The following is a 13,746-nucleotide window of genomic DNA, read 5'->3' as shown; positions in this document are numbered from 1 at the left end:
GGCGGCGCGCGGCTCCGAGGCGGGTCCGGAGCGGGGTCGACTCGTTACTCCGCGCCGAGTTCCGCGGCGAGCTCGCCGCGCTCGTCGAGTTCGCCGAGCACGTCGCTGCCGCCGACGAACTCGCCGTCGACGAACGTCTGCGGGATCGTCTCCCAGCCGCTGTGGGACTCCAGCGCCTCGCGGTACTCCGGCAGCGCGGGCAACACGTCGACCGTCTCGAACTCCTCGACGTGCTGGGAGATCAGCTCGACGGCGCGCTGGGAGTAGCCGCACTGCGGCATCAGGCGGTTCCCCTTCATGAAGAGTACCACGTCGTTGTCGGCGAGAACCGTCTCGACGCGCTGTTCGATCTCTTCGGCGTCGGCGTCCGCTTCGGGGTTGAACGTCATACGGCGCTGTACGCGTCGCCGACGCAAATGGGTTCCGCACGGGTACGGCGGGGCGGGCCTGCCGGCGATCGACGCGCCGCCCCGGCTTACTCCTCGCGGTCGACGCGGACGACGTCGACGAGCGAGTAGACCGGCACGCCGTCGATGTCGTCGTACCCCATCTTGTCGACCAGCACGACGCACGCGACCGGCTCGCCGCCCTGCTCGCGGATCGCGTCGATCGACTCCCGCATCGTCGTCCCGGAGGTGATGATGTCGTCGACGACGTAGCAGTCGCGGTTCCGGATCGCGGCGAAGTTCCGCGAGAAGCCGCCGCCGTGCTCGTCGATGTCCCCCTCATCCCACTGGTGTTTCGCGGGGGCGTACGTGCCGAGGTCGGTGTCGAGCCGGTCCGCGACCGCGGTCGCGAGCGGCGCGCCGGCCTTCTCGATCCCGACGGTGAGGTCGACCGCCTCGCCCTGCTTGGCCAGGAGGTCCGCCATGGCGCTCGCCGCGTAGCCGAGGCGGGTCGAGTCGCGCCCGAGCGCCGACCAGTCGACGTGGATGTCGGCGGAGGCGGTCGTCCCGGCGGTCTCCGCGCCCTCCGAGCCGCCGCCGCGCTCGACCAGCCAGCTCGCCGTCTCCCGGGAGACGTTCAGCTCGTCGGCGATTTCGCCCTTCGAGAGCCCCCGCTCGGCGAGCTCGGCAGCGCTGTCTATCAGGTCGTCAACGTTCTTCATACGCGGCAAATTCGACCGCCGTTTTAATAGTCGTGTCGTCATCCGCGAACGCGGCCTCGAGCTCGTCGATCCCGTGGACGCCGGTGACGAGATCGCCCAGGAACTCCTCCGAGAGGCGGCCGAGCGACTCGACGGCCGACTCGAAGTGCCCGTACCCGGAGTTGACGCTGCCGACGAGCGCCTTGTTGTGGAGGACGAACTCGCGGTGAAGCCGCCCGCCGTCGATCTCGAACTCCCAGTCGCCCGGGACCCCGAGGAGCGCGCCGACGCCGTTCGGGGCGAGGGCCTCGATCGTCTCGAAGGCGTGCGGCGCGTAGCCGGTCGCCTCGAACACGAAGTCCATCGGCTCGTACGCCTCGGGCACCTCGGGTATCGCGGTGTCGTTCGAGTTCACGTACGTCGCGCCGAGCGACTCGATGATGTCGATCGTCGGGTCGGGGCGCTCGCGCCGGCCCAGGCAGTACACCCGCTCGAACGACTCGTCGAGGGTCGCCGCGGTCAGGAGGCCGAGCGACCCGTTGCCTAACACGAGCGCGGACTCCGGCTCCCAGTGGAACGCCGACCGGCTGGCGTACGCGTGTTCGATCGCCTTTTCGGCGATCGAGGCCGGCTCGACGAGGAATCCCCACTCCGCGAGCGCCGGGGGAATCTCGACGAGGAACTCCGCCGGACTGGTGAAGTACTCCGCCATGAACCCGTGCGCGCCGACGATGCCGCGCTCGTGGTACTCGCCCTCAGGTGCCATGTCGGGCTCGCCGCGGGCGAAGTACTCGTTCGCGCCGTTCGGCGGTCGGCGGACCGTGGGGACGACGACGTCGCCGACCTCGAACGGCGTGTCGTTCGGGTCCTCGATCACGCCGACGGCCTCGTGGCCCAACACGATGTGGTCCTCGCCCGCGGGCGTCCCCCCGTGGCCGCCGGCGATGACCTCGTGGTCGGTCCCGTCGACGCCGACCCGAAGGGTCCGAACCAGCGCCTCGCCCGGCGCGGGCTCCGGTCGCGGCTTCTCGGTCACGACCGGTTCGTCGGCTCCCTCGTAGACGGCAATCGCGTTCATGTCCCGACTCAGGCGGTCAGTCACCAAAAGATTTCTTTTATTGCGAGTAAACGCGGACGGCGGATCCCCCGTGGAGTTTTCAGCCGGTCGGCCGTACCCGGAGGCGTGTGTACACTGACTCTGGCATGGCGTGCGTTCGGGGACGCGCCCGTCGCGCTCGCGGCCACCCGCGACGAGGCGCTCGATCGTCCGAGCGAGCCGCCGGCGGTTCGCGGCGGCGGTGACGGGGAGAGCGAGAGCGACCGCGGGGGCGGAGCGGACGGCGACGCCGGTGACGTCCGGTACGTCGCCCCGCGCGACGCGGAGGCCGGCGGCACGTGGATCGGCCTCTCGGAGCGCGGCCTCGTCGTCGCGGTCACGAACCGGTGGACGGACGCGGAGCGCGAGGGCGAGCGCTCCCGGGGGCTCCTCGTCCGCGACTGCCTGACGGCCGACTCAGCCGAGGCGGCGGTCCGGGCGGTCGAGCGCGAGCTCGACGAGCGCGCGTACGCCGGGTTCAACCTCGTCTTGGCCGACGCCCTCGGCGCGTTCCTGCTCGCGTACGACGGCGGGCTCGCCGTGACCAGACTCGATCCGGGCGTCCACGTGGTCGGGAACGTCGGCGGCGTGATCGACGGCGCCGAGCGGTTCGCGGTGCCCGAGCGACGGGCGGAGTTCGGGGCGGAACGGGCCGACAGCGCGAAGCGGATCGCGGCGGCGCTCGTCCCGGGACCGGGCGAGTCGGGCGCGTCGTGGCTCGACCGCGCGAGCGGCGTCCTCGCGGACCACGAGTACGGGGCGTGTCTCCACGGCGACGGCTTCGGAACGCGGTCGTTCACGCGGATCCGGACCGGCGACGACCTCGCCGTCGGGTACGCCGACGGTCCGCCCTGCGAGACGCCTGTTGAACGCGTCTCGGTCCCCGACGAGTTCGCGGCCGGCGGCGTCTGAGCGGGTCGATCGGCCCACTTGGAAAGCCAGTTTTAAGCGATTCGGGAGGCGTGAGAGAGTATGAGCGTGTCCGAAATCGAGTCCGACCTGTCGGCGGACGAGCGGGCCGGCCTCGAACTCATCCGCGAGACCGGCGGCATCCACCAGAGCGACTTCTGGAAGGAACTCGACGTCTCGTCGCGGAAGGGGAGCCGCATCGCCGAGGCGTTGGAGGAGTCGGGGCTCATCCAGCGGTCCGACACCGTCTACGACGGCCACAACACCTACTACTTGGAGCCAGCGCCGCGCGACCTGGACTTCTCGCTGCTGATGGCGGGCGACATGCTCTCGCCGTTCATCGGCGAGGAGGAGGTCGACGCGCAGGCGGACGCCTTCTCGCAGTGGATGATGAACCTCGCGTACGAGGAGTACTGACCCCGCGGCGACCGACACCGGCCGCACCGCTTCGATTCGTCCGGTCTCCCGCTTGTCCAGATTTCTCCAGACGCTCGTCGTCCGATTTCTTTACCCGGTCGAGTCCGAATCGGTCCCGTATGAATCGCGCCCTCCCGCTCGCACTCGGCGTCAGCCTCGGCCCCGCGCTCGGCGTGTACGCGCTCGTCTCGTCGGTCCCGGCCGCGCTCGGAACCGCCGCCGTCTACGTCGGCGCGGCGTACTTCTACTTCGCGTTCGACGTCTCGCTGCTCGCCGCGGCACCGCGGTTCGACGACCGCAGCGACAGGCTCGGGTACGGCGTCGGCCTCTTCGGACTGAGCGTCACCCCGATCCTGTTCGCGCAGTCCGCCGGCGGCGGCGACGCGACGGTGTTCGGCTTCGCGATCGCGTTCTTCGGCGCGGTCGCCTTCCTCACCCTCAGCGAACAGGCGCGCCGCCGTCGCGGCGGCGGGGAGTGAGACCGCGGCGGCGCTCGGCCGCGGTCAGAGGAACAGGACTCCGAACAGCGCGACTCCGACCGCCAGCGTCAGGATCAGCACGCTGCGGCCGATCCCGGACTTGATCTCGACGTCGCTGCCGACGCGCCGGACGGCCGCCTGCGGGTCGGTGACCGTGCGGACGGTCGCCGTCGTGAGCCCGACAATGGCGCGGTCGACGGCCGCGTACAGCTCCGTGACGCCGACGACGAGCCCGCGGGTGCCGTAGAACACGGCGGGGTTGTACAGCGAGTCGATGTCCGGGACGCGCCCCAGCTTCGAGAGCGGCTTCTTCGTGAGCGCGAAGCCGATCAGCCCGAGGACGGCGAGAGCGACGCCCTCGACCAGGTGGTCGACGGTGTACGTCTCGTACACCTTCTCGACGACGGCCTCGCTCGTCACGTCGAACGGGAGGATCCCGAACAGTCCGACGTCGGCCGGGACGACCGCCGCGAGCGGCGAGGTGGGCACGAGGACGCCGTAGGCGACGCAGAGCACCGCCACCGCGCCCATCGCGACGCTCTGCCCCCGGTTGGCGTCGCGCACGTCGCCGTCGTAGCTCCCGTGGAAGAACGCGTAGTAGCCGAACTTGATGAACGACATGAACGTCCCGATCCCGCCGAGCAGGAGCAGCCACTCGAGCGTGTGGAAGTCGCCGATCGGGAGCGGCCCCTTCGGGAAGGTGTAGTGGCTCCCGGAGATGATGATCCCCTTGCTGACGAAGCCGTTGAACCCGGGGAAGCCGGCGATAGACAGCGCGGCGATCGTGAACGCGCCGGCGGTGACCGGCATGTCGCGGGCCAGCCCGCCCAGCTTCTTGAGGCTCTCTTCCCCGGTCCGGTAGACGACGACGCCCGCCGTCATGAACAGCAGCCCCTTGTAGAGGATGTGGTTGAACACGTGGGCGAACGCGCCGGCCTGGGACAGCGCCGTCCCGATACCGACGCCGGCGATCATGTAACCGACCTGCGACTGGATGTGGTACGAGAGCAGCCGCCGCATGTCGTTCTGGAACAGCGCGAACGTCGCGCCGAACACCGCCATCCCGCCGCCCATGTAGGCGATCGCGACGTGGCCGTCGGGGAACGCCCGGTACATCCCGTAGACGCCCGTCTTGGTCGTGAAGACGCACAGGAAGACGCTGGCGGCGATGTGCGGGCGCGGGTAGGTGTCGGGGAGCCACGCGTGGAGGCCGATGAACCCGACGTTGACGCCGATCCCGACCGCGGCGAGCGCGGCCGGCAGCCCCGCGACGATCCCCGCCGTCTCGGGGCCGCCCGGCACGGTCGCGAACAGGAACGTCCCCTTCGCGACGTAGTTGCCGAGCACCGCCGCCATCAGCAGCGTGCCGCCGAGCCCGTGGAGCAGCGCGTACCGGAAGCCGGCCCGGACCGCCTCGCCGCGGTAGTGCCAGACGAGCAGCGTGCTCGTGACGGCCATCAGCTCCCAGAAGAACAGCAGGGTGAGCCAGTCGCCGGCGAACACCGCGCCGAAGCTCGTCGCGACGTACGAGAACGCGAACGCGGTCTGGAGGCCCTCGGCCTCGCTCGCGTACGAGTAGAGGACGGCGACGACGCCGATGATCCCGAAGATCAGGCCCATGAGCCGCGAGAACTCGTCGACGTTGAGCAGCACGGCGTCGAAGCCGAGGAACGTGGCCTGGAGGTGCGCGCCCGCCGGGACGGCCCACGCCCAGGCCACCGCGACTCCGGACGCGGCGACGCCCAGCGCGTGCCCGACGCGGCGAGGGGTAAGAGCGATCAGCGCGGCCACCACGAGCAGGACCGGTCCGGGCGGGAGGGCGGTGAGCGCGGTCGTCATCAGCCCATCACCCCCGGGAGCGAGCCGACGACGGTCTCGATTATCCGGAGGAACACCGCCGTCCGCGGGACGACCCCGAGCAGGACCGAGAGGCTCGCGGCCGTCAGGATCGGGCCGAGCATGAACCACGTGCTCTCGGCGCCGCGCCAGCCGCGGACGTCCCAGCCCTCCGCCGGCGGGCCGCCGTGGTGCTCGTCGTGACCCTCGTGCGCCGCGGTCTCGCGGTCGGCGTCGTGCGCCGCGGTCTCGTGATCGGGCTCGCGCGTCGCGGCCCCGCGGCCGCCGTCGGCGCGGGGGCTCCCGCGGCCGCCGAGCGCCGCGGTCACGAGCGGCTTCTCGTCGTGGCCGTCTGGCGACTCGAAGTACGCCTGGTACACGATCGGCCAGAAGTACGCGATGTTGAGGACGCCGGACACTAACAGCGCGGCGGCGAAGACGAGGCCGCCGCCCTCCAGCGCGCCGATCACGATGTACCACTTGCTGACGAACCCGGCTATCAGCGGGATGCCGGCCATGCCGGCGGCCGCGACGGCGAACGCCGCCATCGTCAGCGGCATCCGGTCGCCGATGCCGGCCATGTCGCTGATGTCGTCCGTGTGGGTCTCGACGTGGATCGCGCCCGCACAGAAGAACAGGGTGAGCTTCATGAACGCGTGCGCCGGGATGTGGAGCAGCCCCCCGACGAGCGCCTCGCCCTCCAGCAGCGCGAGCCCGAGGACGATGTACGACAGCTGGCTGATCGTCGAGTACGCCAGCCGCCGCTTGAGGTTGTCCTGCCGCAGGGCGATGACGCTCGCGGTCAGGAGCGTGATCGCGGCGACGACCGCGAGCGGCGCCGCCACGCCCAGCTCAGCCATCGTCTCCGTGCCGAACACGTCGAGCACGACGCGGGCGATCCCGAAGATCCCGCTCTTGACGACCGCGACCGCGTGGAGCAGCCCGGAGACCGGCGTCGGCGCGACCATCGCGTCGGGGAGCCACGAGTGGACCGGCATCAGCGCCGCCTTGACGCCGAACCCGCCGGCGAGGAGGGCGAACGCGGCGCGCGCGAGGGTCGGGTCCGCGCCGGCGAGCGCCTCGATCCCGCCCGGCGTGAACGCCGTGGTGCCGGTCAGCACGTAGACGAGCGCCGTCCCGCCGAGCACGGCCACGCCGCCCCCGAAGGTGTACGTGAGGTACTTCCGGCCGGCCGCGCGGGCCTCGTCGGTCTCGTCGTGGGTCACGAGCGGGTACGTCGACACCGTCAGCAGCTCGTAGAAGACGAACAGCGTGACGAGGTTCCCGCCGAACGCGACCCCGACGGCCGAGGCGAGGCTCGCGGCGAACGAGGCGAAGTAGCGGGTCTGGGCGTGTTCGCTCAGCCCCCGCATGTAGCCGATGGAGTAGAAGCTCGTGACGATCCACAGGAGGCTGGCGAGCAGCGCGAACAGGATCCCGAGGGGGTCCGCGCGGAGCACGAGCGAGAGGCCGTCGCCGAACTCGCCGATCCGCGTGACGTAGGTGGTCCCCGAGAGGACGCCGGGGACCATGCTGGCGACGAGCGCGAACTTCGTCGCGGCGACGGTGAGGGTGACGCCCTCGCGGACGTTCGGTCGCGATCGCAGCGAGAGGATGACGGGGATGGCCACGGCCGACACGAGCACGGCGAACAACGGTCGAAGGGAGGTGACGTCGGTCATTGGAGCATCAGCTCGAACACGGTCGCATCGATCAGCTGGTCTATGACGGGGACGGCGGCCGCGAGCCCCACGGCGAGGGCGGCGGCGACGACGACGGTCACGATCATGGCCGTCGAGACGCGCTCACCGCCGTCGGCGGCGACCGACTCCGGCGCGATGGTCGCCTCGGCGAAGTAGAGCCGCTCGGCGAGCCGCGCGAAGTACGCGAGCGTCAGCAGCGTGCTCGCCAAGAGGACGGCGACCACCGGCCAGGTCCCGGCGTTCACCGCCCCGAGGACGATGTACCACTTCCCCATGAACCCGACCGCCGGGGGGACGCCGACCATCGCGAGCGCCAGCACGGTGAACGCGCCGGCGGCGGCCGGCGCGCGGCCGGCGATCCCGGCGTACCCGCCGACCGTCGTCGCGCCGGTCTTCCGCTCGATGATCCCGGTCGCGGCGAAGAGGCCGCCCTTCATCACCGCGTGCCCGACGAGGTGGACGGTCGCGCCGACGACCGCCAGCGGCGTCGCGATCGCGAACCCGGCGATCACGAGGCCGAACTGCGACACCGACGAGTACGCCAGCATGCGCTGGACGTCTGACTGCGCGACGGCGAGGGCGCTCCCGGCGACGATGCTGACGCAGGCGACGGCGACCAGCGCCTGGCGGGCGATCGGGACCGCCTCCAGGAAGTCGACGGTGAACACGGAGAACAGCACGCGGGCCAGGGCGTACGCGGAGACCGTGGAGACGAGCGCCGAGATGAAAGCGCTCACGCTGTCCGGCGAGTCGGCGTACGCGTCCGGCTGCCAGGTGTGGATCGGGAACAGCGCGACCTTCACGAGGAGCCCGGCGACGATCAGGCCGAACGCGGTCAGGACGAGCGTCGAGTCGTAGCCCGTGGCGGCGAGCTTCTCGCTGAGGTCCGCCATGTTCAGGGTGCCCGTGGCGGCGAGCGCGTAGCCGACGCCGAGCAGGTACAGCGACGCGCCGATGGTCCCGATGATGAGGTACTTCAGGGCCGCGACGGCGGAGCGCGCCCCGCGGCCGCTCGCGACGAGGCCGTACGCCGCGAGCCCGGTGATCTCGAGGAAGACGTACAGGTTGAACACGTCGCCGGTCACGGTCATCCCGGACAGGCCGGCGACGAGGAGGAGGAACTGCGAGTAGAACGAGTTCGCGTGGGGGCCCGCGTGGCGGGCGTACGCGAGCACGCCGAGCGAGACGGCGCCGATGAGGACGACGAGCAGGATCGTCAGCCCGTCGGCGACGAGTTCGATTCCGTAGGGAGCGGCGAACCCGCCGACCTCGTACCGGACGATCCCGTCGGTCCAGACGGTCCACGCGAGCGCGCCGGCGAGCGCGGCGTGCCCGAGCGCCGTCGCCGTCGCGACCGCCCAGCCGACGCGGTCGAACCGGAGGCTGGCCAGCGGCGGGACCGCCGCGCCGATGATCGGCAGGACGACCAGCATGACGATCAGGTGGTCAATCATGGTAGAGCTCCTCCAGCGTGTGCTCGTCGAGCGTGCCGTACTCGGAGTAGACGCGCACGACCAGCGCGAGCGCCACTGCGGTCAGGCTCACTCCGACGACGATGGCCGTCAGGATGAGCACGTGCGGCAGCGGGCTCACGTACGGGCCGGCGCCCTCGGTGACGACCGGCGGATTGCCGCCCGAGCGGTACGCGAGCGTGATGAAGAACAGGAATATCCCGGTCTGGAACACGTTCATCCCGATCACCTTCTTCACGAGGTTCGGGGACTCGATCACGGTGTACAGGCCGATTCCGAGCAGCAGGACGACCGCGTAGTAGTTGTAGTGGGTCGTGAGTAAGTCGAGTGTCATGAGGAGTCCTCCTCGGCGAGGTCGTCGAACCCGGCCGCGAGCAGGAAGAAGAGCCCGATCGCGACGGCGGCGACGATGGCGCCGATCCCGAGTTCGACGAGTTCGATTGCGTACTTGATCGCGTGGCCGAACAGCGCCTCGAACTCAGAGTACTGGAGGAACTGTCCGCCGAGGGCCATCGCGCCGAGGCCGATCCCGACGAACGCGAACACGCCGCCGGAGGCCAGCGCGGAGACGATCCGGACGTCGAGCCACTGGCGGGTGGAGTCGATGCCGTACGCGAACGCGAGCATCATCACGACGGAGCCGGCGATGACGCCGCCCTGGAACCCGCCGCCGGGCGAGTCGGCCCCGTGGAACATGATGAACAGCGCGAACGTGAGGATGAACGGGGCGACCAGCCGGACGGTGGTCATGATGATCGTCGACTCGACGTACAGCCCGGCACCCTCGTCGCCGCTCGCCGCGGCGTCCGCGTCGCCGGCGCTCATGCCACCACCTCGCGGCGGAGCACGGACAGGGTGACGACGACCGCGCTGAAGACGACCACGCCCTCGCCGAGCGTGTCGAAGCCGCGGTACGCGGCGAGGACGGCCGTCACGGCGTTTTTGACCTCCGTCTGGGCGTACGCGTTCTCGAGGTAGTACTGGCTCACCTCGCCCCCGACGACCGCCGAGTTCGGGTCGCCGATAGTCGGGAGCGCTGGGACCGTCGCGCCGATCAGCACGACGAACCCGGCCACGAGCGCCGCCGACCGCCACCCGACCGACTCGAACAGGCGGTCGACGTCCGGCGACGTGGTGTTCGACAGCGCCAGCAGGAACAGCACGGTCATGATGCCGGCGCCGACGGCCGCCTCGGTGAGCCCGACGTCGGGCGCCTGAAGCACGAGCCAGAGCACCGAGACGCCGAGGCTGTACGCCGCGAACGCCATCACCGCGGCCAGCGTGTCCTTCAGCAGGGCCGCGCCGACGGCGCAGCCGAGGACGAACACCAGCAGCGCGGCCTCGATCAGGGTGAGCGTCATTTGTCGTCACCCTCGTCGGCGGTCCACGGCTCGATTCCCTGATCCTGCGCCGCGCGGGCGACGGCGTGCGCGGCCGTGGGGTTCGTGATGAACATGAACACCAGGAGGAAGACGGACTTCGCCGTCGAGAGGCCCGTCTGGAGCGCGAGCGCGGCGGCGGCGATCGCGAGGATCGCCCCCAGCGTGTCGCTCTTCGAGGCCGCGTGCGACCGGGTGTAGACGTCCGGCAGGCGGACGAGCCCGACCGCGGCGACGCCGCCGAAGAAGGCCCCGGCGACCGCGAGGGCGACGATGCCCCACTCGGTCGGCGTCACAGCACACCCCCGCGCTCGACGTTGAACTTCGAAAACGCGATCGACAGCAGGAAGTTCAACAGGGCGTACACGAGCGCCACGTCGAGGAACGTCGACTGCTGGAACGCCGCGGCGACCAGCGTGATGGCGATGACGGTGTTCGTCCCGGCGACGTTCACCGCGATGACGCGGTCGTGGGTCGTCGGCCCGTCGTACACCCGGTACAGCGCGACGACCGCGAAGACGACGAAGGCCGCGGCGACGGCCAGCAGCGCGGTCTCGAACTCAACCATCTCGTCCCTCCCCGGCGTCGCCGCGCTCGCGCGGCGTCGGTATCCGGGCCGCCGCGCGGCCGTAGAAGACGAACCGGACCGCGCGCTCTAAGCCGCCGTCGAAGAGGTCCGAACGGGAGTCGGCCGTCAGCGAGTGGATGTCGAACGAGCGCTCGGAGACGTTGACCGTCAGGGTCCCGGGCGTGAGCGTGATGCTGTTCGCCAGCGTCGTCACCGCCCCGTCGCCCCAGACCGCGGCGCGCAGCTGGACGACCTCCGGGTCGATCGGCATGTCGGGGTGGAGGACGACGTACGCGACCTGGAGGTTCGCGACCGCGATCTCCTTGACCAGGTACGGGACGTACACCAGCATTCGGCCCAGCCGGCGGAGGGTCACCCCGAGCGGCGCGGAGCGGTTCGCCACGACCGGCGCGAGGGCGAGGGAGACGATCGACGCCGTCACGAAGCCGGTGAAGAAGTCGAGCGGCTTCCAGGCGCTCAGCGACATGTAAAACAGGTACGAGACGCCGAACACGGTGAGGTACTTCGACAGCGACGCGGCGCGTGCGAGCACGGCCCCCTCGGTCGGCCGGTCGACCGGTGCCGTCTCGACCGGGACGTCGCCGCCGGCCAGCTCGACCGACATCGGCTGGAGCATCGACGCGGTGCCGCCGGGCTTGTACTCCGGATCGACGACGATCTGGTCGATGTCCGCGGCGGCCGCGTACTCGAGGAGCGCGTCGGCGTAGTCGCTCGGGCTGAACAGGTACCGGTCGGTCCCGACGACGTCGGTGACGACGGTGAGCCACCCGGTCTCGTCGTCGGAGTCGGCCGCGGGCGCTTCGCCGTCCGCGTCCGCGTCGGACTCGCCCGCCGCGTCCGACGCGCGGTCGTCCCGAGCGACGGCCGTCGCCTCGGCCGTCTCCTCTTCAACCCAGAGCGCGACGCGTTCTAACTGTTCGCGCGCCGTCCCGAGCGCCGTCGGCGCGTCGGGGTTGACGGCCTGCGTCCGGGCCGCGAGAACGAAGTGGATCTCGACCGGTCGATCCGAGGCCGTCTCGCTCGCCCGATCGACGACGTACGAGACAGTGTCTCGGAGGCTGTCCGAGTCGCCGACGGGGACGAGGATTCGGCGGGCGTCTGTGTCTGACATGTGTGAACTGTCTCTCACGCCTTCCTGTGAAAAACGCGAGACTATCCACTGTTGCCAAGCGATGGCAAACTCAAAACTATTTCGTTATGCCTCGGTTTCGCCCCCGGATCGCCCGAGGACGTCGGCGAGTTCGTCGGCCACGCGCGCCCCGAGTCCGTCCTTGTCGCCGACGAACTCGCGGGTGTCCCCGCGGCCGACGAGCAGCGCCCGGGTCGCCTCGTCGCCCATCACGCTGGCGTCGTTCGCGACGACGAACGAGAGCCCCACGCGGTCGCGGATCCGCTCCGCCTCGGCCACCATCGCCTCGTCGTCGCCGGACGTCTCGGCTTTGAACCCGACGATCGGGAGGTCGGGGTACGCCTCGCGCACCGAGTCGATGAGCTTCGGCGTCGGCTCCAGTTCGACGGACAGCGGCGAGCCGGACCGGATCTTCTCGTCGACGGCGTCGGCGGTGAAATCGGAGATGGCGGCCGCCGACACCAGCGCGTCCGCGGTCGCCGCGGTCCGCCGGCAGGCGTCCATCATCTCGTCGGCCGTCTCGACCGCGACCACCTCGGCGTAGGGGACGTCGGGGCCGTCCTGGACGAGCGTCACCCGCGCGCCGCGGACGTAGCACGCCCGCGCCAGGGCGCGACCAGTCTTCCCCGACGCGCGGTTCGTCAGAATGCGGATCGGGTCGATCCGCTCTTTCGTCGCGCCCGCGGTGACGACGACGTGCGCGCCAGAGAGGGTCTGCGGCGTCGTGGCGCGGGCGACCTCCGTGACGACGTCCTCTTCCGCCGCTATCTTCGCCTTCCCCTCCTCGACCCGCGGGTCCGCGAAGCGGATCCCCCACGACTCCAGGCGGTCGAGCGCGTCGAGGACGCCCGGGTGGTCGTACATCGGCTCGTGCATCGCGGGGGCCATCACGACCGGCACGTCCGCGCCGAGCGCGGTGGTCGCGCAGGTGGTGACCGGCGTGTCGTCGACCGCGGCCGCGATCTTCCCCGCCGTGTTCGCGGTGGCGGGCGCGAGCAGGAGCACGTCGGCCCACCCCTCGCGGCCGCAGAGCTCGACGTGTTCGACGGCGCCGGTGATCTCCGTGACGACCGGCTCGTCAGTGGCGAAGTCGACCGCCCACGGGTGGATGATGTTCGTCGCCGCCGGGGACATGACGGCGCGGACGCTCGCGCCGTGACGGCGCAGTTCGTGCGCGAGTTCCACGACCTTCACCGCCGCGATGCTCCCCGAGACCCCGAGCGCGACGTTGACCCCGTCCAGCATTACCGAGACCGTTCCCCCCGCGGCGGCTTATAAGATGTCGTTGTGGAGCGGACCCGGGAGACCAAACTCGGCGCGTTCTCCTGAAAGTTTCCTATAAATGGTCGGCGGTGGCGCGTGCCGACGAGCGCCCGCAGGGCGCGAGTCGCACGCGCGAGGGACGCGGCGAGCGAGGGCGACCGAAGGGAGCCCCGAGCGAGCCGCGAGGCTGGGGAGGCATGAGGCTGCGGTGCGGGGCGGGACTCAAAGGGGCAGCCGGGAGGCGGGCGCAGGCGAAGTAAGCACCGCAAGGAGCGAGCAGCGCGAGCGACTGAGGAGCACAGCGAGCGTGCGCCCGCCTCCCGGCTGGGGCTTTAGAGGTGTTCGCCGCCGCTCCGTGGTCGACTATTTATAACCAAGCGGCAGGGG

16 protein-coding genes are annotated in these 13,746 nt (G+C 70.7%); 3 read left to right on the top strand and 13 right to left on the bottom strand.

What is annotated here, in order from left to right; translation table 11 throughout:
- Positions 1 to 44: 44 nt before the first annotated feature.
- The 3 genes from Q0116_RS10610 to Q0116_RS10600 all read right to left on the bottom strand — a co-directional run bounded on the left by Q0116_RS10610 (position 45) and on the right by Q0116_RS10600 (position 2,165).
- The gene (locus tag Q0116_RS10610; RefSeq protein ID WP_297887860.1) at positions 45 to 389 is read right to left on the bottom strand and encodes a glutaredoxin; all 345 of its coding nucleotides are present in this window, start codon (positions 387 to 389) and stop codon (positions 45 to 47) included.
- 86 nt (positions 390 to 475) lie between these two features.
- Positions 476 to 1,108, bottom strand: coding sequence for a transcriptional regulator GfcR (gene gfcR, locus Q0116_RS10605; protein WP_297887859.1), 633 nt, complete (start codon positions 1,106 to 1,108; stop codon positions 476 to 478).
- Positions 1,095 to 2,165: a glucose 1-dehydrogenase gene (locus tag Q0116_RS10600; protein ID WP_297887857.1), complete on the bottom strand. Its 1,071-nt coding sequence runs from the start codon at positions 2,163 to 2,165 to the stop codon at positions 1,095 to 1,097. Before Q0116_RS10600 ends, gfcR begins: the two co-directional genes overlap by 14 nt.
- 105 nt (positions 2,166 to 2,270) lie before the next feature.
- Here Q0116_RS10600 and Q0116_RS10595 point away from each other — a divergent pair, with 105 nt between their 5' ends.
- The 3 genes from Q0116_RS10595 to Q0116_RS10585 all read left to right on the top strand — a co-directional run bounded on the left by Q0116_RS10595 (position 2,271) and on the right by Q0116_RS10585 (position 3,988).
- Positions 2,271 to 3,095, top strand: coding sequence for an NRDE family protein (locus Q0116_RS10595; RefSeq protein ID WP_297887854.1), 825 nt, complete (start codon positions 2,271 to 2,273; stop codon positions 3,093 to 3,095).
- 60 nt (positions 3,096 to 3,155) lie between these two features.
- Positions 3,156 to 3,509, top strand: a complete 354-nt coding sequence (locus Q0116_RS10590; RefSeq protein WP_297887851.1) for a MarR family transcriptional regulator — start codon at positions 3,156 to 3,158, stop codon at positions 3,507 to 3,509.
- 119 nt (positions 3,510 to 3,628) lie between these two features.
- The gene (locus Q0116_RS10585; protein ID WP_297887848.1) at positions 3,629 to 3,988 is read left to right on the top strand and encodes a hypothetical protein; all 360 of its coding nucleotides are present in this window, start codon (positions 3,629 to 3,631) and stop codon (positions 3,986 to 3,988) included.
- Between the two features lie 24 nt (positions 3,989 to 4,012).
- Here Q0116_RS10585 and Q0116_RS10580 read toward each other — a convergent pair whose 3' ends face one another.
- From Q0116_RS10580 to coaBC, 10 genes are all read right to left on the bottom strand, one after another.
- A complete protein-coding gene (locus Q0116_RS10580; protein WP_297887846.1) occupies positions 4,013 to 5,827 on the bottom strand; it encodes a Na(+)/H(+) antiporter subunit D in 1,815 nt (604 codons plus the stop codon).
- The gene (locus tag Q0116_RS10575) at positions 5,827 to 7,506 is read right to left on the bottom strand and encodes a cation:proton antiporter (RefSeq protein ID WP_297887843.1); all 1,680 of its coding nucleotides are present in this window, start codon (positions 7,504 to 7,506) and stop codon (positions 5,827 to 5,829) included. Before Q0116_RS10575 ends, Q0116_RS10580 begins: the two co-directional genes overlap by 1 nt.
- Positions 7,503 to 8,981: a monovalent cation/H+ antiporter subunit D family protein gene (locus Q0116_RS10570; protein ID WP_297887840.1), complete on the bottom strand. Its 1,479-nt coding sequence runs from the start codon at positions 8,979 to 8,981 to the stop codon at positions 7,503 to 7,505. Before Q0116_RS10570 ends, Q0116_RS10575 begins: the two co-directional genes overlap by 4 nt.
- The gene (locus tag Q0116_RS10565) at positions 8,974 to 9,333 is read right to left on the bottom strand and encodes a cation:proton antiporter subunit C (protein ID WP_297887837.1); all 360 of its coding nucleotides are present in this window, start codon (positions 9,331 to 9,333) and stop codon (positions 8,974 to 8,976) included. Before Q0116_RS10565 ends, Q0116_RS10570 begins: the two co-directional genes overlap by 8 nt.
- Positions 9,330 to 9,824 carry an MnhB domain-containing protein gene (locus tag Q0116_RS10560; protein WP_297887834.1) on the bottom strand — a complete coding sequence of 165 codons (495 nt, stop codon included), beginning with the start codon at positions 9,822 to 9,824 and terminating at the stop codon, positions 9,330 to 9,332. Before Q0116_RS10560 ends, Q0116_RS10565 begins: the two co-directional genes overlap by 4 nt.
- Positions 9,821 to 10,360, bottom strand: coding sequence for a DUF4040 domain-containing protein (locus Q0116_RS10555; RefSeq protein WP_297887831.1), 540 nt, complete (start codon positions 10,358 to 10,360; stop codon positions 9,821 to 9,823). Before Q0116_RS10555 ends, Q0116_RS10560 begins: the two co-directional genes overlap by 4 nt.
- Entirely contained in the window at positions 10,357 to 10,674 is a 318-nt protein-coding gene (gene mnhG, locus Q0116_RS10550) for a monovalent cation/H(+) antiporter subunit G (protein WP_297887828.1), read from the bottom strand. The genes Q0116_RS10555 and mnhG overlap by 4 nt, the downstream gene beginning before the upstream one ends.
- Entirely contained in the window at positions 10,671 to 10,946 is a 276-nt protein-coding gene (locus tag Q0116_RS10545; RefSeq protein WP_297887824.1) for a cation:proton antiporter, read from the bottom strand. The genes mnhG and Q0116_RS10545 overlap by 4 nt, the downstream gene beginning before the upstream one ends.
- Positions 10,939 to 12,078: a monovalent cation/H+ antiporter subunit E gene (locus Q0116_RS10540; RefSeq protein WP_297887822.1), complete on the bottom strand. Its 1,140-nt coding sequence runs from the start codon at positions 12,076 to 12,078 to the stop codon at positions 10,939 to 10,941. The genes Q0116_RS10545 and Q0116_RS10540 overlap by 8 nt, the downstream gene beginning before the upstream one ends.
- 84 nt (positions 12,079 to 12,162) lie before the next feature.
- On the bottom strand, positions 12,163 to 13,341 hold the full coding sequence (gene coaBC, locus Q0116_RS10535; RefSeq protein WP_297887819.1) for a bifunctional phosphopantothenoylcysteine decarboxylase/phosphopantothenate--cysteine ligase CoaBC: 1,179 nt from the start codon (positions 13,339 to 13,341) through the stop codon (positions 12,163 to 12,165).
- Positions 13,342 to 13,746: the final 405 nt, after the last annotated feature.

This window comes from uncultured Halorubrum sp., assembly GCF_937146585.1.
In the GTDB taxonomy this organism is placed as follows: domain Archaea; phylum Halobacteriota; class Halobacteria; order Halobacteriales; family Haloferacaceae; genus Halorubrum; species Halorubrum miltondacostae.
Note: the sequence above shows the minus strand (reverse complement) of the source record. Positions and strands in the feature narration are given on the sequence as shown.